Source organism: Dietzia sp. ANT_WB102 (assembly GCF_008369165.1).
Lineage (GTDB): Bacteria > Actinomycetota > Actinomycetes > Mycobacteriales > Mycobacteriaceae > Dietzia.
Window position 1 is genome coordinate 523,470 of the sequence record NZ_VOBA01000002.1, and the last position, 26,272, is coordinate 549,741.

A 26,272-nucleotide genomic window follows, 5' to 3' on the forward strand; every position below is an offset into this window, starting at 1 on the left:
GCAGGTGCCCGAGTCGCGGTCGGGTTCCTCATAACTAGACTGGAGCCAGGTGGCCGCGCGGGTCACGGTCGTAGACCTCCTCCCGGATCTCATGGCCCGGTTCCCGCACGCGGTCACGGTGATCCCGAGGAAAGGCCACACCATGCTCTCCCGCATCGACCTGCGCGGTCGCAAATTCGGCACGGCCGAGTTGCGACGCACACTCCCGCGCGGTGCCGCTGACGTCGACTCGGTCGTCGACACCGTACGTCCGGTGGTTGAGGCGATCCGTGAGCACGGGGCCTCGGCGGCGCTCGACTACGGAGAGAAGTTCGACGGGGTCCGACCGACGTCGGTCCGAGTGCCGGCCGAGGTTATCGGCCGAGCGGTCGAGGAGTTGGATCCGGGCATCCGTGCCGCGCTGTCCGAGGCGATTCGTCGTGCCCGCATCGTCCATTCCGCGCAGCGTCGAAGCGACACCGTCACAGAGGTCGCTCCCGGCGGATTCGTCACCGAACGCTGGGTGCCGGTCGAACGGGTGGGTCTCTACGTTCCGGGTGGCAAGGCCGTCTACCCGTCGAGCGTCATCATGAACGTTGTGCCGGCGCAGGTCGCCGGTGTCGGGTCATTGGTGGTGGCCTCACCGCCCCAGGTCGACTCCGGTGGGTGGCCGCACCCGACCATCCTCGCCGCGTGTGCTCTGCTCGGGGTTGAGGAGGTCTGGGCCGTGGGTGGCGCGCAGGCCGTGGCGCTCCTGGCGTACGGGGGTCAGGACATGGATGACTCTGTTCTCGAGCCGGTCGACATGGTCACCGGCCCCGGCAACGTGTACGTCACCGCGGCCAAGCGTTTGTGCCGGAGTGTCGTGGGCATCGACTCCGAGGCCGGCCCCACAGAGATCGCCGTTCTCGCGGACGACACCGCCGACCCGGTCCACGTAGCCTACGACCTCATAAGCCAGGCGGAACATGATCCGAACGCCGCGAGCGTCCTGGTCACCGACTCTGAGGCGTTGGCTGACAATGTGGACCGCGAGATTGAGGCGCGCTACGACGTGACCCTCAATTCGGGTCGAGTACGCGAGGCGCTCGAGGGCCCGCAGTCGGGCATCATCCTGGTGGACGACATCGAGGCGGGGCTGCGGGTGGTCGACGCCTACGCTGCCGAGCACCTCGAGGTCCAGACCCGCGATTCGGCGGCCGATGCCGCTCGGGTGCGCAATGCCGGCGCGATCTTCGTGGGTGCCTACTCGCCGGTTCCGCTCGGCGACTACGCGGCCGGGTCCAACCATGTGTTGCCCACGTCCGGAACGGCCCGTCACTCTTCGGGGTTGAGCGTGCAGACCTTCCTGCGGGGTATCCACGTGGTCGACTATGACCAGGCCGCCCTCAAGGAGATCGCGCCGACCGTCGTCGCCCTGGCGGACGCGGAGCGGCTGCCCGCACACGGCGAGGCCGTGCGTTCCCGTTTCGAGGACCTCACGGCGGGGGAGGGGGAACGATGACCGACTCCCCGCGTCCCGGGGTGGGCTTGGACGCGCTTCCGCTGCGCGAGAATCTGCGCGGGCGGAGCGCCTACGGCGCCCCTCAACTGGAGGTACCTGTCCAGCTCAACACCAACGAGAACCCGCACCCGCCAAGTCCGGAACTCGTCGCCGACATCGCCGAGGCAGTCTCTGCGGCCGCCGCGGGCCTCAACCGCTACCCCGACCGCGACGCCGTCGCGCTGCGCACCGACCTGGCCGCTTACCTGACTCGCCAGACCGGCGTCCCCCTGGACGTCGACATGCTGTGGGCGGCCAACGGTTCCAACGAGATCCTTCAGCAGATTCTCCAGGCTTTCGGTGGGCCGGGACGCAGCGCCATGGGCTTCGTCCCCAGTTACTCGATGCATCCGATCCTCGCCGCCGGCACCGACACCGAGTGGCTCCCCGTGGACCGCGGGGCTGATCTCTCCATTGATATCGAGAACGCGGTGGCAGCAATCGAGCAGCACCGGCCCGAGGTGGTGTTCGTCACCACTCCCAACAACCCCACAGGGCACGTGATCGAACTCGACGATCTGCGCCGCCTACTTGATGCATCACCCGGGGTCGTGGTGGTGGACGAGGCATACGCGGAATTCTCACCGTCCCCGAGCGCGTGCACACTGCTCGCCGAATACCCGGCCAAGCTCGTCGTCTCGCGGACCATGAGCAAAGCGTTCGCCTTCGCCGGGGGCAGGCTGGGCTACTTCGCGGCCGACCCGTCCTTCGTCGAGGCGGTGCTACTCGTGAGGTTGCCTTACCATCTGTCCATGATCGCGCAGGCCGCCGCCCGGGCCGCCCTGCGTCACGCCGACGAGACGCTGGCCTCAGTCGCCCTGCTGGCTCAGGAGCGTAAGCGCGTCACCGTCGGGCTCGAGGAGCTGGGCTACGAGGTGCTCCCCAGCGAGGCCAACTTCGTGCTCTACGGGCCGTTCGTCGACGCGCCGCGAGCGTGGCAGCGTTATCTGGACTCCGGTGTGCTGATCCGCGACGTCGGCATCCCGGGCCGACTTCGTGCGACCATCGGACTCGAGCACGAGAACAATCGGCTGCTGCAGGTGAGCGCCGAGTTGGCGGTCAAGGAGATCGAGACCGGAACCGAGGAGAACCGATGAGTGAACAGACCGCGCGACGGGGACGAGCCGAGAGAACGACCAAGGAATCGTCGATCGTCGTGGAGATCGACCTCGACGGCACGGGACGGACTGACATCTCGACCGGGGTGCCGTTCTTCGACCACATGCTCACGGCTTTCGGGCAGCACGGAGCGTTCGACCTCACCGTCCGCGCGACGGGTGATGTCGAGATCGAAGGGCACCACACGGTGGAGGACACAGCGATCGTCCTGGGCCAGGCGCTCGCCCACGCACTCGGCGACAAGCGCGGCATCCGTCGCTTCGGCCAGTGCTCGCTCCCCATGGACGAGACTCTTGCCGAGGCCGTCGTCGACGTCTCCGGCCGGCCCTACTTCGTCCACACCGGTGAGCCCGAGATGATGATCGGCTACGTCGTGATCGGCCACGACAGTGCGCCGTACGGCACGGTGCTCAATCGCCACGTATTCGAGACCCTCGCCTACAACGCCCGGATCGCGCTGCACGTCCGCGTGCATTATGGCCGCGATCCGCACCACATCACCGAGGCTGAGTACAAAGCCGTGGCCCGAGCCCTGCGAGCAGCTGTCGAGCCGGATCAGAGGATCACCGGGATCCCCTCCACCAAGGGCGCGTTGTGATGCCGGCGTGACCCCGCGCGTCGCCGCCCCTGGGGCGTTCACTCAGCTGGCCCGCACCCCTGGAGTCTCGGCCGCGTTCGTGCTGGTGCTCCTCGCGTTCGGTGGTTTCTCCCTGCTTCTGCCCGTGGTTCCGCTCGCCGTGGTTCGCGGAGGCGGTAGTGAGTTCGTTGCCGGCGCCACCACCGGCGTGTTCATGACTGTGACGGTTCTGTTCCAACTCGCCACCCCCCGTCTGACGAGCGTGATCGGTTATCGCTGGGTTTTGGCGATCGGAAGCTCGCTGCTCGGACTGCCCTCGGGGCTGCTCGCCCTGTTCGACGGCTCGTTTGCGGTGTTGGCGATCAGCGGTGTGCGTGGCGCAGGCTTCGGAATGATGACCGTTGCTGGTTCCGCCCTCGTTGCAGAGTTGGCCCCGCCCGGCATGCTCGGGCGGGCTACATCGCTGATCGGCCTCGCCGTGGGGATCTCCGAGGCGATCTTCCTTCCGGTCGGGCTGTGGCTGCTCGACATCTTTGGGTTGCCCACTGTGGCGTGGTCCGCCACCGCGTTCGGCGTGGTCGGTCTGGTCGCGGCCGCACGCCTGCCACACGTGTACCCGAGTCCACCGGAACCATCGGGGCAGTTGACCCTCAGTGCCAAGCAGGTATTGATCCTTCTCGCCGGTCCGTTTCTGGTCATGGTGGCGGTCACCCTGCCCTATGGCGCCGCGGCATCGTTCTTGTCGCCCGCCCTGGATTCCCTCGCCTCCGGCAGCGGCGCGGTGGTCGCCGGGGTCGGGCTCGGGTTGTTGGGCGCCGGTGTGATCGTCGGCCGCACGTTCGCCGGACTCATCTCGGACCGGCGCGGCCCTGGAGCGTTGGTCTGGCCTGGTCTCGTTGTAGCGGCGGTGGGAATGCTCGGCATCGCGGGTCTGTTGATGATTGAGGTAAACCCCTGGTGGTTCCTCGTGCCGACGGTCGTCTTCGGCCTCGGGTTCGGTGCGGTGCAGAACGAGGCTCTTGTCGCGTCGTTCGAGCGGATGCCGCGCTCGCGACTGGGGACGGCGTCCGCATCGTGGAATATCTCCTTCGACGCGGGCACTGGTCTCGGGTCTGTGGTGATGGGAGGGTTCGCAGGTTTTGGTTACGTCGTGCTGTTTGCCGTGGCGGCGGGGGTCGTACTGGCGGTCGGTGGCCCGGCGGCGGTGGGTGGCCGGCGCACCAGACCTACGCGCGATCTGCCCGTGACGGACCCCGGGGATAAGGTGAACCAATGACGAATTCGGCCACGCGGGTAGCGCTCCTGGATTATGGCTCGGGAAACCTGCGGTCGGCACAGCGCGCGCTCGAGCGCGTGGGAGCCCGGGTCGAGCTCACCTCGGATCCGCGCGTTGCCACAGAGGCGGAGGCGTTGGTCGTGCCAGGGGTCGGTGCGTTCGCCGCGTGCATGAAGGGCCTCGAAGCGGTTAAGGGGCCACGGATCATCGGGGAGCGTCTCGCGGGCAGTCGGCCCGTTCTGGGCATCTGCGTTGGTATGCAGGTGATGTTCGAGCGCGGCACCGAATTCGCTGATGGGGAGCACGAAGGTTCGCCAGGTGTGCCGGGGTGCGGTGAGTGGCCCGGTGTCGTCGAGAAGCTGGACGCACCCGTGTTGCCGCACATGGGTTGGAACACTGTCGAGGCGCCCTCGGACACTATTCTGTTTGCCGGCATGCCCGCCGACGAACGCTTCTACTTCGTCCACTCCTACGGCGTTAGACGCTGGGAGATGGAACCCTCGGATCACCTCCGTCCCCCGGATGTCACCTGGGCCGAGCACGGCACCAGGTTCATCGCTGCGGTAGAGAACGGGCCCCTGGCCGCCACCCAGTTCCATCCCGAAAAATCGGGTGACGCGGGCTTACACCTCCTCGAGAACTGGATCCGTTTTGTCCGCTAGGGGTGGGCGGGGCCCCGCTCCGGTGTCGTTCGCCGTGCTCGCGCTGGGGGTAGCGGGGGCAGGGGTGCTGGTGCTGGCGGTGACCGCGGTCGCAGTCGCCCTGCTCCCCGTTCCGCCGGCCGTCAGGGCCATTGTCGCGTTGGTGGGCATGATCATGGCAGTCGTGGCGATGGGCCTGGTCTCCAACCGCATCACCGATCGCGCGATCCGCGCCGAATACGGCGAGGACCCCGGCGGGCAGGCGGAGACCCCCGATGGGGACGGACTAGGCTGATCGCCGTGACCAACGCCAGATACCTCGAACTCCTTCCTGCTGTCGACGTCGCCGACGGGCAGGCCGTCCGTCTCGTGCAGGGGGAGGCCGGTACCGAGACTTCTTACGGCGCGCCGATCGACGCGGCGCTTCAGTGGCAGCGTGACGGGGCGGAATGGGTCCACCTCGTGGACCTCGATGCTGCTTTCGGCCGGGGCTCGAACCGCGAACTCCTCGCCGAGGTCGTGGGAGCGCTCGACGTCAAGGTCGAGATGTCCGGTGGGATCCGCGATGACGATTCGCTCGAGGCTGCCCTGGCAACTGGGTGCGCCCGTGTCAACCTGGGCACGGCCGCGTTGGAGAATCCGGAGTGGTGCGCCTCGGCCATCGCTCGTCACGGTGACCGCATCGCGGTCGGCCTCGACGTTCGCGTGATCGACGGCGAGCCCAGGTTGCGGGGCCGCGGGTGGGTTTCCGATGGCGGCAACCTCTGGGAGGTTCTCGAGCGTCTGGACAAGGACGGTTGCGCCCGGTACGTGGTCACTGACGTCTCCAAGGACGGCATGCTCAACGGCCCCAACCTGGAGATGCTCTCGCAGGTGTGCGCGGCCACCGACGCCCCGGTGGTGGCGTCGGGGGGCGTCTCCTCGGTTGCGGACCTCGAGGCCATCGCCACGCTGGTGCCGCAGGGCGTGGAAGGTGCGATCGTGGGCAAGGCCCTCTATGCGGGCCGATTCACCCTGCCCGAGGCACTCGCCGCCGTCAGTCGGCGCTGAGTGCCGCGCGCGGTGACCGCCTGGTAGCTTCCCGACCCCGCACGACCTCGAGCAGGAGGCCCGAGATGGACGATCAGACAGGAAACGCCCTGCCGACGGACCTCCCCGTCGACCCGGTCGAGGCGCTCGCGCTGGCCGTACGCGTGCTCGACGAGGTGGCACCCAGGTTCATCGAGGGAGTCGGGGCGAAGAGCATCCAGAACAAGGGATCGCGCAACGATTTCGCGACCGAACTGGACCTGGAACTGGAGCGCCGTATCTCGGAATCCCTGCGGACGGAGACAGGGCTCGACGTGCACGGTGAGGAATACGGCGGTCCACCCGTGAACGAGGGCACCATCTGGGTGGTGGATCCCGTCGACGGCACCGCTAACTATTCGCTGGGCATACCGACCGCTGGCATACTGGTCTCGTTGGTCCACGAGCGTCAGCCGGTTCTCGGTCTGACGTGGCTGCCGCTGCTGGGGTTGTCGTTCACCTCTATCGCGGGGAGCCGGCTCAAGGAGAACGGCGTAGAGGTCCCGCAGATTCCCGACGCCTCCATCCGCGACGTCGCGCTGGGGCTGGGATCGCTCAACACCGGTGCGCGCGCGACGTACCCGCCGGCGTATCGCCGCGAGGTATTCGAGCAACTCACGCTCGACGCGGCGCGGACCCGGAAGTTCGGATCCACAGGAGTCGACTTGTCGTTCGTCGCATCGGGGAGACTGTCCGCAGCGGTGAGCTTCGGCAATTTCGCGTGGGACAACGCGGCCGGGGCGTCACATATCCGCTCCGCGGGTGGGGTGGTCACGGACCTCACAGGTGAGCCGTGGTCGACCGACTCCCTGTCCATCCTCGCCGCGGGTCCGCGGGCTCACGCTGAGGTCCTCGACACCATTCGGCAGCTCGGCGAGCCGAGCAACTTCCTTGAGGCTGGGCGACGGCGCGCTACTCCGGAACCCGACAGTCCGCGCCCGTGGCTCGAGAGTGAGCGGTGACCCGGTCATGACACTTGCAACAAGGATCATCCCGTGTTTGGACGTGGACGCCGGCCGCGTGGTCAAGGGAGTGAACTTCCTCGACCTCCGTGACGCGGGCGACCCCGTCGAACTGGCCGCCGCCTACGACGAGCAGGGGGCCGACGAGCTCACCTTCCTCGACGTCACTGCGTCGTCATCGGGACGCGGCACGATGATCGACGTGGTCAAACGGACCGCCGAGCAGATCTTCATCCCCCTCACCGTGGGAGGAGGGGTACGAACGGAAGAGGACGTCAACCAATTGCTGCGCGCGGGCGCGGACAAAGTGAGTGTCAACACCGCCGCCATCGCCCGCCCCGAGCTTCTCGGAGAGCTCAGTCGTCGCTTCGGATCGCAGTGCATCGTCCTGTCCGTGGACGCGCGTACCGTTCCCGAGGGTTCCGCTCCCACCCCGTCCGGCTGGGAGGTCACCACTCACGGTGGACGCCGCGGCACCGGCATCGACGCCGTCGAATGGGCCCGTCGCGGACAGGACCTCGGAGTGGGCGAAATCCTGCTCAACTCCATGGATGCCGACGGCACCAAGGCGGGCTTCGATCTGGCGATGGTGCGGGCGGTCCGCGAGGCAGTGTCGATCCCCGTCATCGCCTCGGGCGGTGCCGGTTCGGTCGAACACTTCGCTCCGGCGGTCCATGCCGGGGCCGACGCTGTCCTCGCCGCGAGTGTTTTTCACTTCGGCGAGATGACCATCGGGGACGTCAAGAAGGCACTCGCGGCAGAAGGGATCACGGTCCGATGAGAGAGTTCGTTCTCGACCCTGCCGTCGCCGATCGGCTCTCCCGCAACGACGACGGCCTGATCGCGGCGGTCGTGCAGGACGCCACCTCGGGCCGTGTGCTCATGATGGCGTGGATGGATGACGCCGCCCTGGCCGAAACCCTGGAAACCCGACGGGGCGTCTACTTCTCCCGCTCGCGGGGCCAAAGGTGGGTCAAGGGGGAGACTTCCGGGCATGTGCAGCACGTCCGCAGTGTGGAGATCGACTGCGACGGCGACACCGTCCTGCTCAGTGTCGAACAGACCGGTGCGGCCTGCCACAACGGCACCATCAGCTGTTTCGACACCGCCACTTTGCTCGGAGAGGACTGATCGGCGTGCCCTTCATCCAGATTAACCAGCTCGACGGGATGACCGCGACGGACAAGGCCAGCGTTATCAAGGCCGTCACGGCCGCGTACGCCGACGCCTCGGGCAAGGACCCAGACAAGGTGTGGGTCCACATCCGCGACATGCCGCACGACTCCTTCGGGATCGGTGGCAAGGCATTCGGATGAGCACCGAGACCACCACATTCGACCAGTTCCGGACGCTTGCTGCTGGCCACCGAGTTGTGCCCGTGGTGCGCACGGTGTTGGCAGACTCCGACACCCCGTTGTCGGCGTACGTCAAACTCGCCGGCGACAGGCCGGGGACGTTCCTGCTGGAGTCCGCCGAGCACGGGCGATCCTGGTCCAGATGGTCGTTCATCGGCTGCGGTTCTGCTGCCGCGCTGACCGTTGACGACGCCGGCGAGGCGACGTGGTGGGGACATGTGCCAGCGGGCGCGCCCACCGGTGGTGATCCGCTGGAAGCACTCCGGAGGACCCTTGATCTCTTGCGCACCGATCAGATCCCGGGTCTGCCGCCGCTGACGTCCGGGATGGTCGGCTACCTCGGGTACGACATCGTTCGTCGGCTTGAACGGATCGTGCCCGACACCACCGACGATCTGGCTGTTCCGGAGCTCGTGCAATTGTTGGCCACGGACATCGCCGCGTTTGACCACCACGAGGGTCGGATCCATCTCATCGCTAATGCGGTCAACTGGGACGGCAGCGACGAGCGGGTCGACCAGGCCTACGCGGACGCGGTGGGCCGGGTCGATGCGATGACCGCGCGACTCGCCGAGCCCGGCGCGGGCGGGGTGAGCGTATTCGAGACCCCGGTACCCGACGTGCGCCGCTGCACCGACGAGGACACCTACCACGCGCGGGTCGCTGACATCATCGAGCAGATCCATTCGGGCGAGGCCTTCCAGGTGGTCCTCAGCCAACGCTTCGAGGTCGACACCGCGGCCTCGCCGCGGGACGTCTACAGGATCCTGCGGACCACCAACCCGAGTCCGTACATGTTCCTCATGACGATCCCGGACGGCAGCGGGGAGGACGGTTTCGGCGGTACCGCCTTCACCATCGTGGGATCGAGCCCGGAGGCGTTGGTGACCGTCCAGGACGGAGAGGCGAAGACCCACCCGATCGCGGGCACCAGACCGAGGGGTGACGACGACGAGCACGACACCCTGCTCGCCAAGGAGCTGGTGGATGACGCGAAGGAGAACGCCGAACACTTGATGCTGGTCGATCTCGGTCGCAACGACCTCGGCCGGGTCTGCGTGCCGGGCACGGTGGAGGTGACGGAGTTCCGCCAGGTGGAGCGGTACAGCCACGTGATGCACCTCGTGTCCACGGTGACCGGGCGACTGGCCGATGGGCAGACGGGCATCGACGCGGTGACCGCGTGTTTCCCGGCCGGCACCCTGTCCGGATCGCCCAAACCGCGCGCACTGCAGATCATCGAGGACCTCGAGGACACACGGCGCGGGGTCTACGGAGGAGTGGTCGGCTACGTCGACTTCGCCGGCAACACCGATCAGGCCATCGCGATACGTTCGGCCGTGATCAAGGGCGGCACGGCGTACGTCCAGGCAGGGGCCGGAATCGTCGCCGACTCGATAGCGGCCTCGGAGGATGCCGAGTGTGCCAACAAGGCGATGGCGGTCCTGCGGGCCGTCGCCGCTGCGGAGACGTTGCGAGATGCGGGGGAGAGTCGATGACCCGACGCGTGCGCCTACTTCTTCCCGTGGTCCTGTTGCTATCGGCTGCGGCCCTGCTGTGGGTCGCCTCCCGAGTCGTCTGGCTGGACGTCGTCGCCTTCAACGACCAGTCGGGGCAGGCACGGCGGGCCCTGACCGGAAGTGACTGGCAGCCCGCCCTGGTCCCGCTCGCATTGGGCGCCGTGGCGGCGGTCGCAGCCGTGGCGCTGGTGCGCGGCGCGGCTGCCCGCGCCGTGGGGGTGGTCATTGCACTGCTCGGCGTGGCCGCCGGGGGCCTCATGCTGACCTCCGTGGGCGACGTCGACGCCGAGCGGGTCCACTCCGTGATCACCAGCGACGAGGGGCTGGCCCGGACCGACGCCGGGCCGGGTGTCGCGGGTTCCGAGTCGATCCCGCAGTGGTCGCAGATCACCGACTTGTCGACACGGCCCGCGGGGCCCGTGACCACCGGCGTGGGTGCGGCTGCGCTGATCGCGTCGGGGATCGTCGTCCTCGCCTGGCCGGCCCGACCGGTGCGACGCGACGACCGGTACGTGACCCCGGCAGCGCGTCGGGAAGGGGCCGCGGTCGGGCCGGACCCGGGAAAGGACGACGGGCGGGACCTCTGGCAGGAATTGGACGACGGGCGGGACCCGACCGGCTGACAGTCCATGCGCGGGCCCGATTCGGGAACCGCGCGGGGGACCTCTATTGTTGATGTCGATCACACTTTCCGCCCCACGACTGCAGAGGGAGGTCACGGTGGGTACCGTGCTGGACTCAATTCTCGACGGCGTCCGCAAGGACGTCGCAGCCCGTGAGGCCGTCATCGACATGGCGTCGGTGAAGAAGGCCGCCCAGTCGGCCCCGGATCCGCTCGATGCTCTCAAGGTGCTGCGGGACCCCGGGGTGGGTGTCATCGCCGAGGTCAAGAGGGCGAGCCCTTCCAAGGGTGCCCTCGCCGAGATTCCCGACCCCGCGGTGCTGGCCCGGATGTACGAGGAGGGTGGGGCACGCGTCATCTCATGCCTGACCGAGGAGCGCCGTTTTCACGGCAGCCTGGCCGATCTCGACGCGGTCCGTCGCGCCGTGGACATCCCCGTCCTCCGCAAGGATTTCGTGGTGGGGCCCTATCAGATCCATGAGGCGCGGGCGCACGGCGCGGACCTGGTCCTACTCATCGTGGCCGCGCTCGAACAGGACGCACTGGTGTCGCTGCTCGACCGCACGGAGTCGTTGGGAATGACGGCGCTCGTCGAAGTCCACACCGAGGAGGAGGCCGACCGCGCGCTGGAAGCCGGTGCCACGGTCATCGGCGTCAACGCCCGCAACCTCAAGACCCTCGAGGTGGACAGGGATGTATTCTCCCGGATCGCACCGGGGTTGCCGTCGGACGTGGTGAAGATCGCCGAGTCCGGTGTGCGGGACTCCTCGGATCTGCTGGCGTACGCCAGCGTGGGTGCGGACGCCGTGCTCGTGGGCGAGGGACTGGTGACGAAGGGCGATCCGCGTGCGGCGTGCAATGCTCTGGCCACGGCGGGTGCCCACCCGTCCTGCCCGCAGGGACCCCGCTAGTCCACTGCCGTGGGCTTCCGGCAGACTGGGACCGTGAACTCCAAGGATCTTTCGTCACTGCCCACCATGGGAGAGGTGCTCCGGACGACCACCGGACACGAACCTGACCAACGGGGCCACTGGGGGCCGTTCGGCGGTAGGTACGTCCCCGAGGCGCTGATGGCGGTGGTCGACGAGGTGGCCGACGCGTATGCGAAGGCGCGGTCCGACGACGGGTACCTCGACGAGCTCGACCGGCTGCAGCGTCATTACTCCGGCAGGCCGTCCCCGTTGTACGAGGCGGCACGATTCGGCGGGGAGATCGGTGCCCGCGTGTTCCTCAAGCGCGAGGACCTTAATCATACTGGCTCACATAAGATCAACAACGTCCTCGGTCAGGCTCTGCTCGCGCAGCGGATGGGCAAGAAGCGTGTGATCGCGGAGACCGGCGCCGGTCAGCACGGCGTGGCCACTGCTACGGCGTGCGCCCTGCTCGGACTCGAGTGCAAGGTTTATATGGGTGCGGTGGATGTGCGCAGGCAGTCGCTCAACGTGGCCCGCATGCGACTGCTCGGCGCGGAGGTGGAGGCCGTCGAAATCGGTTCGGCCACGCTCAAGGACGCGATCAACGAGGCGATGCGGGACTGGGTCGCCCATGCGGATGACACTTACTATGCGTTTGGGACGGCGGCCGGGCCGCATCCTTTCCCGACGATGGTCCGCGACTTCCAGCGCATCGTCGGCGCGGAGGCGCGGGCGCAGATCCTCGACCAGGCCGGTCGGCTACCGGACGCCGCCGTGGCGTGTGTCGGCGGCGGTTCCAACGCGATCGGGTTGTTCCATGCGTTCCTTAATGATGAATCGGTCCGTCTAGTCGGTTGCGAGGCCGGCGGCGACGGCGTGGAGTCGGGACGCACGGCAGCGACCGTCAACGCGGGCACACCCGGCGTCTTCCAGGGGTCGTACGCCCATCTCATGCAGAACTCGGACGGGCAGACCGTCGAGTCGTACTCCATCTCCGCCGGCCTGGACTACCCGGGTGTCGGACCGGAGCACTCGCGCCTGGCGGAGATCGGACGGGCAGAGTACCGGCCCGTCACGGACACTCAGGCCATGGATGCGTTCGCGCAGCTGTGCCGTACCGAGGGCATCATCCCTGCAATCGAGTCGGCCCACGCGGTGGCGGGGACCGCCCAGCTGGCAGCAGAAGGCGTGGATCTGATCCTGGTCAATGTCTCCGGCCGAGGCGACAAGGACGTGGACACCGCTGCACGGTGGTTCGGGCTGGTGGACGGTGGGACCCCGCCCGAGGCTGGGGTCGATTCGAGCCGGGGCGCCGACGACGGCGAGGGCGAGTACGCGGACGGGGGAGTCGAGGGATGAGCGTTCTCAGTGACGTGTTCGAGCGGTGCCGGGGCGAGAACCGGGCCGCACTCATCGGGTACTACCCGGCCGGTTACCCGACCCTCGAAGGATCGATCGAAGCCGTGCGCACGATGGTCGAAGGTGGATGCGACATCATCGAGGTCGGCATCCCCTACTCCGATCCGATGATGGACGGACCGACCATCCAGGCCGCCGCCGACACCGCACTTGAGGCCGGTTTCCGGGTGGCGGACACGTTCGAGGTGGTCCGTGCGGTCGCCGACGCCGGTGCGGTGCCTGTGGTGATGACCTACTGGAACCCGGTGTTGCAGTACGGTATCGAGCGTTTCGCGGCCGACCTCGCCGCAGCTGGCGGGACGGGTGTCATCACTCCCGACCTCATCCCCGACGAGGCGGAGGACTGGATCGCGGCGTCGGATTCCCACGGCATCGACCGAGTGTTCCTCGTGGCTCCGTCCTCGACCCCTGAGCGCCTCGCGATGACATTGTCCCTTACCGGCGGATTCGTCTACGTCCAGGCAGTCATGGGCGTCACCGGAGCCCGGGACGTCGTCTCGGACGCACCCCGGACACTCACTGCGCGGGTCCGCGAAATCTCCGACCTCGCTTGTGGGGTCGGGCTGGGAGTCCGCAATGGTGCCCAGGCGGCCGAGATCGCCTCCTACGCTGATGGTGTGATCGTCGGTTCCGCGCTCATCACGGCGGCTTCTGAGGGGCTCGACTCCCTCAGGCGTCTGACGTCCGAGTTGGCGGAGGGCGTCCGTCGGCCCGGGGCGGGCTCGTGATCCCCAGTCCTCCCCAGGGGGTCTGGGAGATCGGACCTTTCCCACTCCGCGCCTACGCGCTGTGGATCATCCTGGGCATCGTCATCGCCATCTGGTGGGGCGAGAAGCGCTGGATCGCCCGCGGCGGGCAGCCGGGGGTTGTGCTCGACACCGCCCTGTGGGCCATTCCGTTCGGACTGATCGGTGGCCGCGTCTACCACGTGGCAACCGACTGGTACCGCTACTTCGGAGAGGGCCGCAATCCGGTCGACGCACTGAAGATCTGGGACGGGGGTCTGGGCATCTGGGGTGCGGTCGCCTTTGGTGCGCTCGGCGCCTATATCGGTCTGCGCCAGCAGGGAATCCGGGCGTTGGGGGCTCTGGGCGACTCGATCGCGCCGGGTATCGTGCTGGCGCAGGGGATCGGCCGGCTGGGCAACTATTTCAACCAGGAGCTCTACGGCCGTGAGACCGACGTGCCCTGGGCACTGGAGATCTACCAACGTTACGACGAGTCCTACGGCTATTCCGAGACGATCGGGCGGTCGACCGGCCAGGTGCTGGCGACAGTCCACCCGACTTTCCTCTACGAACTGCTGTGGAACGTACTCGTCGCGATCGTGCTGGTCTTGGTCGACCGACGGTTCCGCCTGGGACACGGTCGGCTCTTCGCTCTATACGTGGCGCTGTACTGCTTTGGTCGATTCTGGGTCGAACTGCTTCGAGCGGACGCCGCCACGGAGGTGTTCGGTCTGCGGATCAACACCATCGTCTCCGTAGTAGTCATGCTCTTCGCGCTGCTGTATCTCTGGAGGGCGCGCCGCGGTCGGGAGAGCCCGTCCGAGCTGCGTGCGCTGGGCGGTGCCGAAGGCGACGCCAGCAACGGGGCCCCTCACGGCGACGCACCCCCGTTGTCCGGTCGTTGACCTCGGGTTAACCAGGCAACCGGTTGTAAGGACTAGATTGGGTCAAGTGAATCGTCGTACGAAGATCGTCTGCACCCTGGGTCCCGCCGTCGCCTCCGAGGCGGGTATCCGCGAGCTGGTCGACGCGGGTATGGATGTTGCCCGCCTCAACTTCAGCCACGGAGAACACTCCGACCACGAGGCCAACTATCGCTGGGTCCGCAGGGCCTCCGACGAGTCCGGCAGGGCGGTCGGTGTGCTCGCGGACCTTCAAGGTCCTAAAATCCGGCTCGGCCGCTTCATCGAGGGCAGGCACGAATGGGCGGAAGGCGACCGTGTCGTCATCACTGTCGCTGAGGTGGAGGGCACCAAGGACCGCGTCTCCACGACCTACAAGGGGCTGGCGAACGACGCCCGTCCGGGAGACCGTCTGCTCGTCGATGACGGCAACATCGGACTCACCGTCGAGCGGGTCGACGGTGACGACGTCCACTGCGTCGTTACCGAGGGGGGCACAGTCTCCAACAACAAGGGTGTGTCCCTGCCAGGCATGAACGTTTCGGTCCCCGCGCTGAGCGAGAAGGATATAGCGGACCTGCGGTTCGCGCTCAACTTAGGGGTTGACTTCATCGCACTGTCGTTTGTGCGGTCACCTGCGGACGTTGACCTCGTACACGAGGTGATGGAAGAGATGGGTGTGCACGTGCCCGTCATTGCCAAGCTCGAGAAGCCGGAAGCCGTCAAGAACCTCGAGTCGATTGTCCTGGCGTTCGACGCCATCATGGTGGCCCGGGGCGACCTGGGCGTGGAACTGCCGCTGCAGGAGGTTCCGCTGGTCCAGAAGCGAGCCATCCAGATCGCCCGAGAGAACGCCAAGCCCGTCATCGTGGCCACCCAGATGCTCGAGTCCATGATCACGAATTCCCGGCCCACCCGGGCCGAGGCGTCCGACGTGGCCAATGCCGTCCTCGACGGGGCGGACGCGGTGATGCTGTCGGGGGAGACATCGGTGGGCAAGTACCCCATCGACGCGGTCCGCACGATGTCCTCCATCGCGCTCGCGGTGGAGGCGGATTCCACGGCTGCGCCCGAGTTGGTTCACATCCCGCGTACCAAGCGCGGCGTCATCTCGGCCTCGGCCCGTGAGATCGGCGAGCGACTGGGCGCCAAGGCCCTCGTGGCGGTCACCTCGACCGGCGACACGGTGCGGCGTCTGGCCCGTTTACACAGCCCGTTGCCGCTCATCGCCATCACCGGTGACCCCCGAATTCGTAGTCAGCTGGCCCTGACGTGGGGGACCGAGACCTTCCTCACCGATCGGGTCAACGAGACCGCCGAACTGGTCAAGGTCACCGACGAGATGCTGTTGCCGGTGGAGGGGTACAACGAGGACGACATCATCGTGATCGTTGCCGGTAACGTCCCGGGCGTCGAAGGTTCCACTAACTTCATCCTGGTCCACCGGATTGGCGAGGCCGACCACTGATCACCATCAGATAACACTGCAAGCGCCGGTGAGCACCTCGCTCACCGGCGCTTTCTCGTCCGGTCGTGCTTTTGGCGTGACATTGTCGAGATGCTTCTGTTACCTTCTTGGAGGCGGCCGGTAATCCGGTCTGCGCACTGCTTCACCCGCTCCAGTCTCCGAGGTTCCCTGATGTCAGACGCCACACGCATTACCTTCGCCGAGCTCGCCGGTCGACTCGGCGTCGAGGGCTCCGGCGCGTCCGCCGGGCGCCATCGCGCTGTCCGTTCTTCCCACATGGGTCGCATTGTGGCCGGTGCCGTCGCGGGCGCCGCGCTCTCCGGGGGAGCGGCGATGGCCGCGGCCCCCGTCGCCTCCGCCCAGTCCGCGGAGGTCAACGTAGACCAGCTCACCGAGATGGCGCAGGGCGCCCTCCAGGGCCTGGGCGTGTCCGAAGACCAGCTCCGTCAGTACGCGATCGACCCGGCGGCCGCTCTCGGTTCGGTCGGTATCCCGTCTGTTGGTGGCGCGCACGCTCCGGCGTTCGGCCCTGTTACCTCCGGCTTCGGTTACCGTTGGGGCGCATCGCACAACGGCACCGACATCGGAGCCCCCATGAACGCACCGATGTACGCCGCCAAGTCCGGCACCGTCGTAGCTGCGGGCCCCGCCTCGGGTTACGGGTTGTGGATCCGTATCAAGACCGACGACGGATACCTGCTCGAGTACGGCCACAACCAGACCGTCAACGTCTCGGTGGGGCAACGGGTGAACGCCGGCCAAGTCATCGGCACCGTAGGCAACCGCGGCTACTCGACCGGCCCGCATCTTCACTTTGGCGTGCAGAACCCGGCCGGTCAGTGGATCGATCCCGTTCCGTGGCTCGCCGCCAACGGGGTCGTCGTCTGATTCGCAGCACTCATCTGAACGCCCCTGCACCCCGTCTCCCGATCGAGGGAAACGGGGTGCAGTGCATTGCGTGGCGGTCGGATCGGCATGTCTGACACAGTGGGAGGGGAGAACCCAGAACCAGTCGAGAGGCGATCCATGTCGCAGACCGTCAAGGGCGTCATCGCCCGTAGTAAAGGGGCCGAGGTCGAGTTGGTCGACGTCGTCGTCCCCGATCCTGGACCGAACGATGTCGTCGTGCGGGTGCAAGCCTGCGGCGTCTGCCACACGGACCTGGCTTACCGGGACGGCGGGATCAACGACGAGTACCCGTTCCTCCTCGGCCATGAGGCAGCCGGCATCGTCGAGACTGTGGGCGAACGGGTCACCCACGTGGCCGAGGGCGACTTCGTCGTGCTCAACTGGCGCGCGGTGTGCGGCGAGTGCCGCGCCTGCAAGCGCGGACAGCAGCAGTACTGCTTCGCCACGCACAACGCGTCGAAGGATATGACGCTCACCGACGGCACTATTCTCACCCCCGCGCTCGGAATCGGGGCATTCATCGACAAGACCCTCGTTCACGAGGGGCAGTGCACCAAGGTGGACCCCGCGGCGGATCCCGCCGTGGCGGGGCTGCTGGGCTGCGGTGTGATGGCTGGGCTGGGCGCGGCGATGAACACCGGTGGCGTGACCCGGGGACAGTCCGTCGCTGTCATCGGATGTGGCGGCGTGGGCATCTCCGCGGTCGCGGGAGCCCGCCTGGCCGGCGCGTCGACCATCATCGCCGTGGATGTCGATGACACCAAGCTCGAATGGGCCCGTGATTTCGGCGCCACCCATGTGGTGAACTCCTCCGAGACCGATCCAGTGGCCGCGATCCAGGAGTTCACGGGAAGTTTCGGCGCCGACGTCGTGATCGACGCGGTCGGCCGGCCGGAGACCTACGAACAGGCCTTCTACGCCCGCGACCTGGCCGGCACGGTTGTCCTCGTTGGTGTCCCCACCCCCGAGATGCGGCTGGAGATGCCGCTGCTCGACTTCTTCGGTCGGGGTGGATCGCTGAAGTCGTCCTGGTACGGCGACTGCCTCCCCGAGCGCGATTTCCCGATGCTCGTAGACCTGCACCTGCAGGGCCGGTTACCGCTCGAGAAATTCGTCTCCGAGCGCATCAGCCTGGACGCGGTCGAGGCCGCGTTCGACCATATGAAGTCCGGTTCCGTCCTCAGATCGGTGGTGACGTTGTGAACGAGACCTACACCAGCGCCGGTTACGCCGGTGGACTGCGTATCGACAAGGTGGTGACGAGCGGCATCTTTGCGCTCGACGGTGGCGAGTGGGAGGTGGACAACAACATCTGGATCCTCGGAGACGACTCTGAGGTGTTCGTGATCGATGCCGCCCACACCGCGCAGCCGATCATCGACGCGGTGGCCGGGAGGAAGGTCAAGGGCATCTTGTGCTCCCACGCGCACAATGACCACATCACCGTGGCACCGGAGTTGTCGGAGAAGTTCGAGGCCCCGATCCTCGTCCACCCGGGTGACAAGATGCTGTGGGACGAGACCCACCCCACGGTCTCCCACTCAGACCTGGAGGATGGGCAGCGCCTGGAAATCGCCGGCACGCGCATTGATGTGATGAACACACCCGGACACTCGCCCGGGTCGTGCGTGTTCCACGTTCCCGAGGCGGGCGTCCTGTTCTCGGGTGACACCCTGTTCTCGGGCGGGCCGGGCGCGACAGGGCGTTCGTACTCGGATTTCCCGACCATCATCACTTCCATACGGGAGCGCATTCTCACCCTGCCCGAGGAGACTCTCGTGCACACCGGCCACGGTGACGGCACCAAGGTCGGAGACGAGTCACCTCACCTCGAGGAATGGATCCGGCGCGGTCACTGACGCGTCGGGAAGCCGACACCGGGAACGGAGATGCCGACCCTGAACCGCGCCGGGGCGAGTGGTGCTCAGACGCCGTGGCACACGCTGCCGCCACAGGATGTGCTGTCCCGCCTCGGCGCGGAACCGGGTGGATTGTCGTCTGGGGAGGCCGAGCGGAGGTTGGCCCAATACGGGCCGAACGCGTTGCCCTCGTCCGCCCGGGTACCCGCGTGGCAGCGTGTACTGCGTTTGCTCGCCGACCCGATGGTGCTTGTCCTGGGGATTGCGGCCGCGGTGAGCGCGAGCGTCTCCCGGGAGTGGGAGACCCCCGCGGTCATCCTTATAGTGGTGGTCCTCAACACGGTCCTCAACTACGTCCAGGAGGCCAGGGCTGAGGCCGGGCTGGCGGCGCTGCGGGACATGTCCGTATCCCACAGCCGAGTGGTCCGCGACGGTGCCGAGTCGGAGATTGACAGCGTTGACCTGGTCCCCGGAGACGTGGTGGTGCTCGCATCCGGGGACAGGGTGCCAGCAGACGGGCGGGTCCTCGAGGCGACCCGGTTGCAGCTAGCCGAAGCGGCGTTAACCGGGGAGTCTGTCCCCGTCGACAAGTCGCCCCGGGCGGTGAGCGACGTCGACGCCCCGCTCGGTGACCGCACGGGCATGGTGTTCATGAACACCGAGGTGACGCGTGGCCGCGCCCGGATGGTGGTGACCGGCACTGGTACCCACACCGAGCTCGGCGCGATTGCGGGCCTGCTCGAGGGCGCGGAGGCCGGCAGCACCCCGCTCCAGCGGCGGATAGGCGTGCTAGCCCGGGCGCTCACCGTGATAGCCCTCAGCGTGGTCACCCTTGTGCTGGCGATCGGTTTGGCCCGGGGGCAATCCTGGGAGGACATGCTGTTGTCGGCGGTGTCCCTGGCGGTGGCGACGATTCCCGAAGGGCTCACGGCGGTGGTCGCGTTCACCCTCGCCATGGGCGCATCGAGGTTGTCCTGCGAGGGCGCGATCATCAAGAATCTCGCCGCAGTAGAGACGCTCGGGTCGACGAGTCACATTGCCACCGACAAGACCGGCACGCTCACACTCAACGAGATGACCGTGACGCGGATCGTCGCCAACGGGGGGTCGTACTCCGTTACGGGCACCGGTTACCGCGACCCCGGAACCGTCCTGTCGGCGGACCCGGACATCGAACCCGATCTGCGCCGCGCCGCCGTGGCCATGGCGCTGTGCAACGACGCGATCGTCGCCGACGGTGACCTGGTGGGTGACCCCACCGAGGGCGCTCTGGTGGTCGCAGCCGAGAAATGCGGAATCGATGTCTCCGGTCTCCGGGGTGCTTGCCCGCGAATCGCGGAGGTGCCCTTCGATTCGGAATACAAGTTCATGGCGACGGTGAACCGTTCACCGAAAGGCCAGCTCACGTTGCATGCGAAGGGGGCCACGGGAGCGCTGCTTCCGCGCGCCACGCACGTGTGGGACGGCGCCGACGCGGTCGAACTGACGGAGGAGTTGCGACAGGACGTCCGAGCCGCCACCGATGCGCTCGCCGGATCGGGTTTGCGGACGCTGCTGATCGCAGCGCGCACCCTGAACGCCGGCCCGGCCGGCGATGACGACGTGATGCCCGAGGGCGTGACACTCGACGAGGTGCGGGACCTGACCGTTTTGGCCGTGCTCGGTATTGTCGACCCGCCGCGCAGGGAGGCAGCCGAGGCGATCCGGATCGCACACGAGGCGGGCATCTCTGTTCACATGATCACCGGCGACCATCTGGTCACCGCGTCCGCTGTCGCACGTGGCCTGGGAATCGGCGGAGAGGCAGTCAGCGGTCGGGACCTGGACGAGATCGACGACGACGAACTCTCCGGTCGCGCCGGTCGACTCGGCGTGTTGGCACGTGTCACTCCCGAGCACAAGATCCGGATGGTCCGGGCCCTGCAGTCGGACGGGAATGTGGTGGCGATGACCGGCGACGGCGTCAACGACGCCCCGGCCCTCAGCCAGGCCGACATCGGCATAGCAATGGGCATCACCGGCACTGACGTGTCCAAGGGGGCCGCGAACATGGTGCTCACCGATGACAACTTCGCGACGATCGTCTCCGCGGTGCGTGAGGGGCGAGGGATCTACGACAACATCGTCAAATTCGTGAAGTTCCAACTCACCACCGCGTGGGCGTTCGTACTGGTGTTCCTCGCCGGCGGCCTCTTCGGTCTCGCGGCGGTACCGTTCACCGCCCTGCAGGTCCTGCTGGTCAACATCGTCATGGATGGCCCGCCGGCCATGGCGTTGGGCGTCGAGCCCGTGGAAAGGGACACCATGCGTCGCAGTCCGCGCCCGGGCCACGAGCAGATTCTCACCCCGGTTAGGCTCATCCGGATCCTGTGGTTGGGCGTGGTCATGGCGACAGGGACACTTCTGATACTCGCGTTTGCCGATTCGCTGTTCCCGGAGCGCGCGGGAGTCCCGCTTTTCGCCACGACTCTCGCCTACGCGACCTTCGTTTTCTATCAGGTGTTCAACCTCATGAACGTGCGGTCGACGACTGGGTCCGTGTTCTCCCGCGACATGGCGCACAATGCGCCGATCTGGGTGGCATTGGCAGCGGTGCCGTTGCTTCTCGTAGCAGTGGTCGAGGTGCCGGTCCTCCAGGGGATCTTCGACACCACCTCGTTGCGGGCGGACGAGTGGCTCCTGGCCGCGTCGGTGGGGTCGACGATCCTCTGGCTGGAGGAGGTGCGGAAGGCCGGAGCGAGGTGGACGGCTCGACGCGTCATTCCGTCGGGCAGGATAGAGGTCGTCTGATGCGCCCCTGGGGGCGCCACCGCCGTGACCGCGTCGGGTGCGAGACGGTCGGTCAGACCGATGAGGAGGAGTTACAGATATGGCTAGGGTTACTGCCACCAACACCGTCGTCATCGAGGCGCCCGTCGAGGCGGTGTCCGCAGCGATTGCCGATTATGCGCAGGTCCGTCCGCGCATCCAGCCCGAGCAGTTCAGCGCCTACCGCCTGATCCAGGGTGGTCAGGGACAGGGGACCGTCGCGGCGTGGAACCTTCGGGCCACCAAGAAGCGCAGCCGGGACGTCAAGGCAAATGTCACGGTGGACGCCGACGCCGCGCACTGGTCGCTGGTGGAGAAGGACGAGAACTCGTCCATGGCCACCACCTACACCGTGCGCGAGGCAACCGCGGGCTCGCTGGTCGAGATGACAACCTCCTGGGACGGCGCCGGGGGCGTGGGCGGGTTCTTCGAGCGGGCCTTCGCACCCGCCGGTCTCAGGAGGATCCAGCACGAGCTGCTCTCCAACCTCAAGGCTGAGGTCGAGGGGTAGCCACCCGGACGGCACCACTGTGCGTGGACGTGCCTCTCGTCGTCGTCACTGTTCCCGTCGCGCTCTGCGGCGCATCGGCGGCGGTGCCGGTGGTGATCGTCTCGGCCGCGTCGGCGTCCGTCCCCGTCGGTGCTGCCGCAGCGGCCGCTGCGGCAGCCTCACGCGCCGCCTCGGCCTGGGCGGAACCGGTCCTGAGCACGATTGGCGGTACAAACGCGAGGAGCACCGAGGCGATCACTGCGAGGATGCCGGCCACCAGGTAGATATCCGACATGCTCAGCGCGTAGCCCTGTTCGAAGGGGTGGGCGATCAACTCGGGCAGCCGGTTGATCACGGACGAGTCCTTGGTGACCATTTCGAGAGCCCCGGCGCCAGTCGTGGGGTCGGCAAGCGCGCGGACGATCCCGTACGCGTCGGGGTCCTGCCGCAGGGCGGGATCGGCGAGGCCCTCCTGGATACCACGGGCGAGACTTCCGTCGGCGGCGGCCTGCTGCAGCTGGCTTGAGATGGAACCGCCGACCCGGCTGAACAGGATCGAGAGGAACACGGCGACGCCAGCGGTGCCACCGAGTTGGCGGAAGAAGGTCGCCGACGCGGTTGCGACACCGATCTCGCGCGGACTCACGGCGTTCTGGACGATGAGGGTGAGCGGCTGCATGCAGTTGCCGAGGCCGATGCCCAGCACCAACATGTAGAACATCACCAGTGTCAGCGACGTATCGGCGTCGATTGTCCACAGTAGGAACAGGCCGAGAGCTGCCACGGCGGTGCCGAAGATCGGGAACTCACGGACCCGCCCGGTCTTTGAGATGAGCTGGCCCGACACTATCGAGGCACCCATCAACCCCGCCACGAGTGGGAGCATCATGAGCCCGGACTGCATGGGGTCGGCGCCGTGCACGATCTGCATGTAGAGCGGCAGGGTCATCATGCCGCCGAACATGGCCATACCCACAATCACACCGCCGGCGGTGACGATCGCGAAGGTTCTGTCGCGGAACAGGCGCAGGGGTATGAGCGCCTGGTCGCCCGCGCGGGCTTCCACGATCAGGAACAGGCCGATTCCGGCCAGCCCGATGACGTAGCAGCCGAGAGCGGCAGGGGATCCCCATCCCCAAGTGTTCCCTTGCTCGGCCACCAGCAGGAGGGGCACCAGCCCCACGACGATCGTCGCGGCTCCCGCCCAATCGACGCGATGGTCGACTCGGACGTTCTTGACGTTGAGGGTCATGATCACGAGGGTCAGTGCCGCCGCGCCGATGGGAACGTTGATGAGGAAGATCCAGCGCCAGCCGTCGATGCCAAAGATCGTGTCGGCGCCGGCGAAGAACCCACCGATCACCGGACCGAGAACCGACGATGACGCGAACACGGCGAGCATGTAACCCTGGTACTTCGCGCGGTCGCGGGGCGGGATGATGTCACCGATGATCGCGAGCGCGAGAGACATCAGAGCACCGGCGCCGAGCCCCTGGATACCGCGGAACACTGCGAGCATGTACATCGAGGTGGCGAACGTGCACAGCAGTGATCCGAACACGAAGATCACGATGCCGATGACGAAGAACGGCTTGCGCCCGTAGATGTCGGAGAGCTTCCCGTACAGGGGCGTCGAGATCGTCGACGTCATGAGGTAGGCGGTGGTAACCCACGCCTGTGCGTCCAACCCGTGCAGGTCATCGGCGATCGTGCGGATCGCCGTGCTCACGATCGTCTGGTCGAGGCTGGCGAGGAACATGGCGGACATGAGGCCGGCCAGGATCACGAGGATCTGACGGTGCGACAGTTCTCCGTTCTCCCCGGCCTTCGCCGACGCGGTATCGGGGGCGGTCATCGGTTCTCCTCGGCGGTTGTCAGGGTGCGGAGTTCGGTGTGTAGGGAGTCGGCCAGACGGCCGAGGTTCGAGCTGAAGGTGTCCGTCTGATCCGGGGTCCAGTCCTCGAGGAGACGGGCCATCCATTCGCCGCTGCGGTCGAAGACGCGGGTAACGAGCTCTGTGCCCGCAGGAGTGAGCGTGACGAGATTTGCGCGCCCGTCATCGGGGTCGGGGACTTTAGTGATGAGTCCGCGGGTTTCGAGTTGGCTGACCTGTCGGCTCACCACCGAGACGTCGGTGTGGACCCGCGCGGCCAGATCGGTGACTCGCGCCGGCCCGTCATGGAGGGCGAACATCAGTGGGTGTGCGGACGCCTCCACGGCGTCGTCAAAGCGGGGGACCGAGATGTTCACCGCGCGCAGCAGTTTGACCACCCGCGTCAGATCCAGGACCAATTGCCCGCCGCGTTCTGCGTCTATCGCCATACCTGCCCCACGATCCGATTGTTTGCAACAAGCAAACATTACGCGCAGGCCGGGCGCTCGCGCCACTGAACGGGGCGGTGGTGCGGAAGAGGTAGGGCCGGTAGGTGGTGTTGCGAGTTCGTCCTCGCGCGCGGCGTGGCGCCCCCAGTCGATCTCGAACCGACAGTAGACGGGTTGTTGAGGCGAGCGGGGTGGGTTTGCCGCGAGGCGAGATCGAGCTCAACCACCAGTGACCGATCGCGAGATGCGACCGGAGATTTTGGATAGGTACCGCGCCGGGGCTGCTAGGAGCACACTGTGTTGATGGCACACGGGCAGGAATGGATCGGTGATGTGGTCGAGTGGGCCACACGGGCCAGCGAGCGCCTGACCTGGCTGGACCGGCCCAGTTACCGGCTCGAGCACGTCATAGCGTGGGGTTTTAACCTGCTTGGAGCGGGCAGCGATCGGATGCGCAATGCGCTGAACGGCACCTACATTGGCCATCCGGTGCACCCGGCGCTGACCGCGGTGCCGGTGGGGGCATGGTCGGCCGCCGTGGTCCTGGACGTGGCTGACATCGCCAACCGCCAGCGACCCGGATTTCGTGAAGCCGCGCAGCTCACCGTGGGGGTTGGCATCCTCGGCAGCGCCGCGGCTTCGGTGACCGGGCTTGCAGATTGGCAGTACACACATGACGAGATGCGCCGGGCTGGGCTGGTGCACGGACTCGTCAACATCGCGGCTTTGGGGCTGTGCATCGCGTCCTGGTGGGACCGACATAGGGGATTGCACGGACGCGGCCGGGTACTGAGCGGCCTCGGGTACGGGCTGACAGTGGCCTCCAGCTTCCTTGGCGGCAACCTCGTCTACCGGCACCAGGTCGGGGTCGACCATTCGACCAATGAGCTGGGGCCCGCCAAGTTTGTGCCGGTGTTGCCGGCGGACCACCTCGACGATGGTGTGCCGCAGCGGGTCGTGGCCGATGAGGTGGGCATAGTGCTGATCGCCCACAACGGCGCGGTGCACGCGCTCGGGGAACGGTGCCCGCATCTAGGGGCGCCGATGGTGGACGGTTGGCTCTACCGCGACTCGTTGGTGTGCCCGTGGCACGGGTCGTGTTTTGATCTCGGCACCGGGACCGCGATACGGGGCCCGGCCAGTGCTCCGCTGCCAACCTTCGAAACGCGGATTCAGGACGGCCAGATCGAGGTCCGTCGGCAACGCGGCGTGCGCTCGGAGCCCCCAGATGAGGTGAGCGCATATGAGGGCTGAAGATGCACGGGCGGAAGACTCGGAGGCGGCGGATGCGAACGAGGTACTCGCTGCGCACCACAGAATGCTGCGCGAGTTGACAGACCAGATTGACGGCGCGCCGACGGACAGCGCCGGGCACCGCGAATTGATCGACCGCCTCGTGCTCGAGCTAGACATTCACATGCAAATCGAGGACTCGCTGTATTACCCGGCGGTGGCGAAAGCCAGTCCTCTGGTGGCGGTGGCGCACGCCGAACACCGAGAGGTCTCCGATCGGCTCGCCGCTGCGTTGCGTTGCGAGGCGACAAGCGACGCGTTCGAAGTCGAGTGGCAAGCGTTCGCTACGACTCTGCATCATCACGCTGCCGAAGAGGAGCGCGACATGTTTCCGCAGGCCCGCCTGATCGGGCAACGCGAGCTCGATGAGGTGGGCGCGGCGATGGCCGCGATGCAGCAAAGGCTTCGCAACTCCACGCTGACACGGTGGCGGATCCGCGTCAAGACAATGGTCCTGCGACGCCTCTGACCGCACCCCATCCCAATATTTTTTCAGAG

27 protein-coding genes are annotated in these 26,272 nt (G+C 67.1%); 25 read left to right on the plus strand and 2 right to left on the minus strand.

Features of this window, described 5'->3' with window-relative positions:
• The first annotated feature begins 142 nt into the window (after positions 1-142).
• The 23 genes from hisD (at position 143) to FQ137_RS14220 (ending at position 22,180) form a co-directional block, all read left to right on the plus strand.
• Complete coding sequence (hisD, locus tag FQ137_RS14110) at positions 143-1,483, plus strand: histidinol dehydrogenase (protein WP_149293326.1); 1,341 nt, start codon at positions 143-145, stop codon at positions 1,481-1,483.
• Positions 1,480-2,619, plus strand: a complete 1,140-nt coding sequence (locus FQ137_RS14115; protein ID WP_149293218.1) for a histidinol-phosphate transaminase — start codon at positions 1,480-1,482, stop codon at positions 2,617-2,619. Before hisD ends, FQ137_RS14115 begins: the two co-directional genes overlap by 4 nt.
• A complete protein-coding gene (hisB, locus tag FQ137_RS14120; protein ID WP_149293219.1) occupies positions 2,616-3,239 on the plus strand; it encodes an imidazoleglycerol-phosphate dehydratase HisB in 624 nt (207 codons plus the stop codon). The genes FQ137_RS14115 and hisB overlap by 4 nt, the downstream gene beginning before the upstream one ends.
• 7 nt (positions 3,240-3,246) lie before the next feature.
• A complete protein-coding gene (locus tag FQ137_RS14125; protein ID WP_188065089.1) occupies positions 3,247-4,494 on the plus strand; it encodes an MFS transporter in 1,248 nt (415 codons plus the stop codon).
• Positions 4,491-5,156: an imidazole glycerol phosphate synthase subunit HisH gene (gene hisH, locus FQ137_RS14130; protein ID WP_149293221.1), complete on the plus strand. Its 666-nt coding sequence runs from the start codon at positions 4,491-4,493 to the stop codon at positions 5,154-5,156. The genes FQ137_RS14125 and hisH overlap by 4 nt, the downstream gene beginning before the upstream one ends.
• Before the next feature lie 22 nt (positions 5,157-5,178).
• Positions 5,179-5,430 (plus strand): hypothetical protein, encoded by a 252-nt coding sequence (locus FQ137_RS14135; protein ID WP_149293222.1) that lies wholly within the window; start codon positions 5,179-5,181, stop codon positions 5,428-5,430.
• 5 nt (positions 5,431-5,435) lie between these two features.
• Complete coding sequence (gene priA / locus FQ137_RS14140; RefSeq protein WP_149293223.1) at positions 5,436-6,185, plus strand: bifunctional 1-(5-phosphoribosyl)-5-((5-phosphoribosylamino)methylideneamino)imidazole-4-carboxamide isomerase/phosphoribosylanthranilate isomerase PriA; 750 nt, start codon at positions 5,436-5,438, stop codon at positions 6,183-6,185.
• Between the two features lie 65 nt (positions 6,186-6,250).
• Positions 6,251-7,165 (plus strand): inositol monophosphatase family protein, encoded by a 915-nt coding sequence (locus tag FQ137_RS14145; protein ID WP_149293224.1) that lies wholly within the window; start codon positions 6,251-6,253, stop codon positions 7,163-7,165.
• A gap of 7 nt (positions 7,166-7,172) precedes the next feature.
• Complete coding sequence (gene hisF, locus FQ137_RS14150; protein ID WP_149293225.1) at positions 7,173-7,946, plus strand: imidazole glycerol phosphate synthase subunit HisF; 774 nt, start codon at positions 7,173-7,175, stop codon at positions 7,944-7,946.
• Positions 7,943-8,296 carry a phosphoribosyl-AMP cyclohydrolase gene (gene hisI / locus FQ137_RS14155; protein WP_149293226.1) on the plus strand — a complete coding sequence of 118 codons (354 nt, stop codon included), beginning with the start codon at positions 7,943-7,945 and terminating at the stop codon, positions 8,294-8,296. The genes hisF and hisI overlap by 4 nt, the downstream gene beginning before the upstream one ends.
• Before the next feature lie 5 nt (positions 8,297-8,301).
• Positions 8,302-8,481: a tautomerase family protein gene (locus FQ137_RS14160; RefSeq protein WP_149293227.1), complete on the plus strand. Its 180-nt coding sequence runs from the start codon at positions 8,302-8,304 to the stop codon at positions 8,479-8,481.
• Positions 8,478-10,019 (plus strand): anthranilate synthase component I, encoded by a 1,542-nt coding sequence (locus FQ137_RS14165; protein WP_149293228.1) that lies wholly within the window; start codon positions 8,478-8,480, stop codon positions 10,017-10,019. The genes FQ137_RS14160 and FQ137_RS14165 overlap by 4 nt, the downstream gene beginning before the upstream one ends.
• Positions 10,016-10,663: a TIGR02234 family membrane protein gene (locus FQ137_RS14170; RefSeq protein WP_255584378.1), complete on the plus strand. Its 648-nt coding sequence runs from the start codon at positions 10,016-10,018 to the stop codon at positions 10,661-10,663. The genes FQ137_RS14165 and FQ137_RS14170 overlap by 4 nt, the downstream gene beginning before the upstream one ends.
• Positions 10,664-10,715: 52 nt before the next feature.
• Entirely contained in the window at positions 10,716-11,573 is an 858-nt protein-coding gene (trpC, locus tag FQ137_RS14175) for an indole-3-glycerol phosphate synthase TrpC (RefSeq protein ID WP_149293229.1), read from the plus strand.
• 66 nt (positions 11,574-11,639) lie between these two features.
• Entirely contained in the window at positions 11,640-12,935 is a 1,296-nt protein-coding gene (trpB, locus tag FQ137_RS14180) for a tryptophan synthase subunit beta (protein ID WP_149293328.1), read from the plus strand.
• Positions 12,932-13,723 carry a tryptophan synthase subunit alpha gene (gene trpA, locus FQ137_RS14185; RefSeq protein WP_149293230.1) on the plus strand — a complete coding sequence of 264 codons (792 nt, stop codon included), beginning with the start codon at positions 12,932-12,934 and terminating at the stop codon, positions 13,721-13,723. The genes trpB and trpA overlap by 4 nt, the downstream gene beginning before the upstream one ends.
• Positions 13,720-14,628, plus strand: coding sequence for a prolipoprotein diacylglyceryl transferase (lgt, locus tag FQ137_RS14190; RefSeq protein ID WP_149293231.1), 909 nt, complete (start codon positions 13,720-13,722; stop codon positions 14,626-14,628). Before trpA ends, lgt begins: the two co-directional genes overlap by 4 nt.
• A 46-nt stretch (positions 14,629-14,674) precedes the next feature.
• A complete protein-coding gene (pyk, locus tag FQ137_RS14195) occupies positions 14,675-16,093 on the plus strand; it encodes a pyruvate kinase (RefSeq protein WP_149293232.1) in 1,419 nt (472 codons plus the stop codon).
• 171 nt (positions 16,094-16,264) lie between these two features.
• The gene (locus FQ137_RS14200) at positions 16,265-16,981 is read left to right on the plus strand and encodes a M23 family metallopeptidase (protein ID WP_149293233.1); all 717 of its coding nucleotides are present in this window, start codon (positions 16,265-16,267) and stop codon (positions 16,979-16,981) included.
• A gap of 138 nt (positions 16,982-17,119) precedes the next feature.
• Positions 17,120-18,205: an S-(hydroxymethyl)mycothiol dehydrogenase gene (locus FQ137_RS14205; RefSeq protein ID WP_149293234.1), complete on the plus strand. Its 1,086-nt coding sequence runs from the start codon at positions 17,120-17,122 to the stop codon at positions 18,203-18,205.
• A complete protein-coding gene (locus FQ137_RS14210) occupies positions 18,202-18,861 on the plus strand; it encodes an MBL fold metallo-hydrolase (protein ID WP_188065045.1) in 660 nt (219 codons plus the stop codon). Before FQ137_RS14205 ends, FQ137_RS14210 begins: the two co-directional genes overlap by 4 nt.
• Positions 18,862-18,891: 30 nt before the next feature.
• The gene (locus FQ137_RS14215; RefSeq protein WP_149293235.1) at positions 18,892-21,651 is read left to right on the plus strand and encodes a cation-translocating P-type ATPase; all 2,760 of its coding nucleotides are present in this window, start codon (positions 18,892-18,894) and stop codon (positions 21,649-21,651) included.
• 79 nt (positions 21,652-21,730) lie between these two features.
• Entirely contained in the window at positions 21,731-22,180 is a 450-nt protein-coding gene (locus FQ137_RS14220) for an SRPBCC family protein (RefSeq protein ID WP_149293236.1), read from the plus strand.
• Here the strand turns inward: FQ137_RS14220 and FQ137_RS14225 are convergent.
• Together FQ137_RS14225 and FQ137_RS14230 are read right to left on the minus strand one after the other, a co-directional pair.
• Positions 22,158-24,014 carry an MDR family MFS transporter gene (locus FQ137_RS14225; protein ID WP_255584380.1) on the minus strand — a complete coding sequence of 619 codons (1,857 nt, stop codon included), beginning with the start codon at positions 24,012-24,014 and terminating at the stop codon, positions 22,158-22,160. The two genes, FQ137_RS14220 and FQ137_RS14225, sit on opposite strands and share 23 nt — an antisense overlap.
• On the minus strand, positions 24,011-24,481 hold the full coding sequence (locus FQ137_RS14230) for a MarR family winged helix-turn-helix transcriptional regulator (RefSeq protein ID WP_188065047.1): 471 nt from the start codon (positions 24,479-24,481) through the stop codon (positions 24,011-24,013). The genes FQ137_RS14225 and FQ137_RS14230 overlap by 4 nt, the downstream gene beginning before the upstream one ends.
• Before the next feature lie 303 nt (positions 24,482-24,784).
• On the opposite strand from FQ137_RS14230, the gene FQ137_RS14235 reads away from it, so the two are divergent.
• Positions 24,785-25,735, plus strand: coding sequence for a DUF2231 domain-containing protein (locus FQ137_RS14235; protein ID WP_149293238.1), 951 nt, complete (start codon positions 24,785-24,787; stop codon positions 25,733-25,735).
• Complete coding sequence (locus FQ137_RS14240) at positions 25,725-26,243, plus strand: hemerythrin domain-containing protein (RefSeq protein ID WP_149293239.1); 519 nt, start codon at positions 25,725-25,727, stop codon at positions 26,241-26,243. Before FQ137_RS14235 ends, FQ137_RS14240 begins: the two co-directional genes overlap by 11 nt.
• Positions 26,244-26,272: the final 29 nt, after the last annotated feature.

What these genes read in the sequence shown, in the direction of transcription:
- hisB (WP_149293219.1), top strand. Translation starts at nt 2,616, where the DNA reads ATGAGTGAACAGACCGCGCGACGGGGACGAGCCGAGAGAACGACCAAG.
- FQ137_RS14240 (WP_149293239.1), top strand. Translation starts at nt 25,725, where the DNA reads ATGAGGGCTGAAGATGCACGGGCGGAAGACTCGGAGGCGGCGGATGCG.
- FQ137_RS14145 (WP_149293224.1), top strand. Translation starts at nt 6,251, where the DNA reads ATGGACGATCAGACAGGAAACGCCCTGCCGACGGACCTCCCCGTCGAC.
- FQ137_RS14215 (WP_149293235.1), top strand. Translation starts at nt 18,892, where the DNA reads ATGCCGACCCTGAACCGCGCCGGGGCGAGTGGTGCTCAGACGCCGTGG.
- FQ137_RS14170 (WP_255584378.1), top strand. Translation starts at nt 10,016, where the DNA reads ATGACCCGACGCGTGCGCCTACTTCTTCCCGTGGTCCTGTTGCTATCG.
- hisH (WP_149293221.1), top strand. Translation starts at nt 4,491, where the DNA reads ATGACGAATTCGGCCACGCGGGTAGCGCTCCTGGATTATGGCTCGGGA.
- FQ137_RS14200 (WP_149293233.1), top strand. Translation starts at nt 16,265, where the DNA reads ATGTCAGACGCCACACGCATTACCTTCGCCGAGCTCGCCGGTCGACTC.
- FQ137_RS14235 (WP_149293238.1), top strand. Translation starts at nt 24,785, where the DNA reads ATGGCACACGGGCAGGAATGGATCGGTGATGTGGTCGAGTGGGCCACA.
- hisI (WP_149293226.1), top strand. Translation starts at nt 7,943, where the DNA reads ATGAGAGAGTTCGTTCTCGACCCTGCCGTCGCCGATCGGCTCTCCCGC.
- hisF (WP_149293225.1), top strand. Translation starts at nt 7,173, where the DNA reads ATGACACTTGCAACAAGGATCATCCCGTGTTTGGACGTGGACGCCGGC.
- FQ137_RS14205 (WP_149293234.1), top strand. Translation starts at nt 17,120, where the DNA reads ATGTCGCAGACCGTCAAGGGCGTCATCGCCCGTAGTAAAGGGGCCGAG.
- FQ137_RS14220 (WP_149293236.1), top strand. Translation starts at nt 21,731, where the DNA reads ATGGCTAGGGTTACTGCCACCAACACCGTCGTCATCGAGGCGCCCGTC.
- trpA (WP_149293230.1), top strand. Translation starts at nt 12,932, where the DNA reads ATGAGCGTTCTCAGTGACGTGTTCGAGCGGTGCCGGGGCGAGAACCGG.
- trpB (WP_149293328.1), top strand. Translation starts at nt 11,640, where the DNA reads ATGGGAGAGGTGCTCCGGACGACCACCGGACACGAACCTGACCAACGG.
- hisD (WP_149293326.1), top strand. Translation starts at nt 143, where the DNA reads ATGCTCTCCCGCATCGACCTGCGCGGTCGCAAATTCGGCACGGCCGAG.
- FQ137_RS14115 (WP_149293218.1), top strand. Translation starts at nt 1,480, where the DNA reads ATGACCGACTCCCCGCGTCCCGGGGTGGGCTTGGACGCGCTTCCGCTG.
- FQ137_RS14225 (WP_255584380.1), bottom strand. Translation starts at nt 24,014, where the DNA reads ATGACCGCCCCCGATACCGCGTCGGCGAAGGCCGGGGAGAACGGAGAA.
- trpC (WP_149293229.1), top strand. Translation starts at nt 10,716, where the DNA reads ATGTCGATCACACTTTCCGCCCCACGACTGCAGAGGGAGGTCACGGTG.
- FQ137_RS14165 (WP_149293228.1), top strand. Translation starts at nt 8,478, where the DNA reads ATGAGCACCGAGACCACCACATTCGACCAGTTCCGGACGCTTGCTGCT.
- FQ137_RS14230 (WP_188065047.1), bottom strand. Translation starts at nt 24,481, where the DNA reads ATGGCGATAGACGCAGAACGCGGCGGGCAATTGGTCCTGGATCTGACG.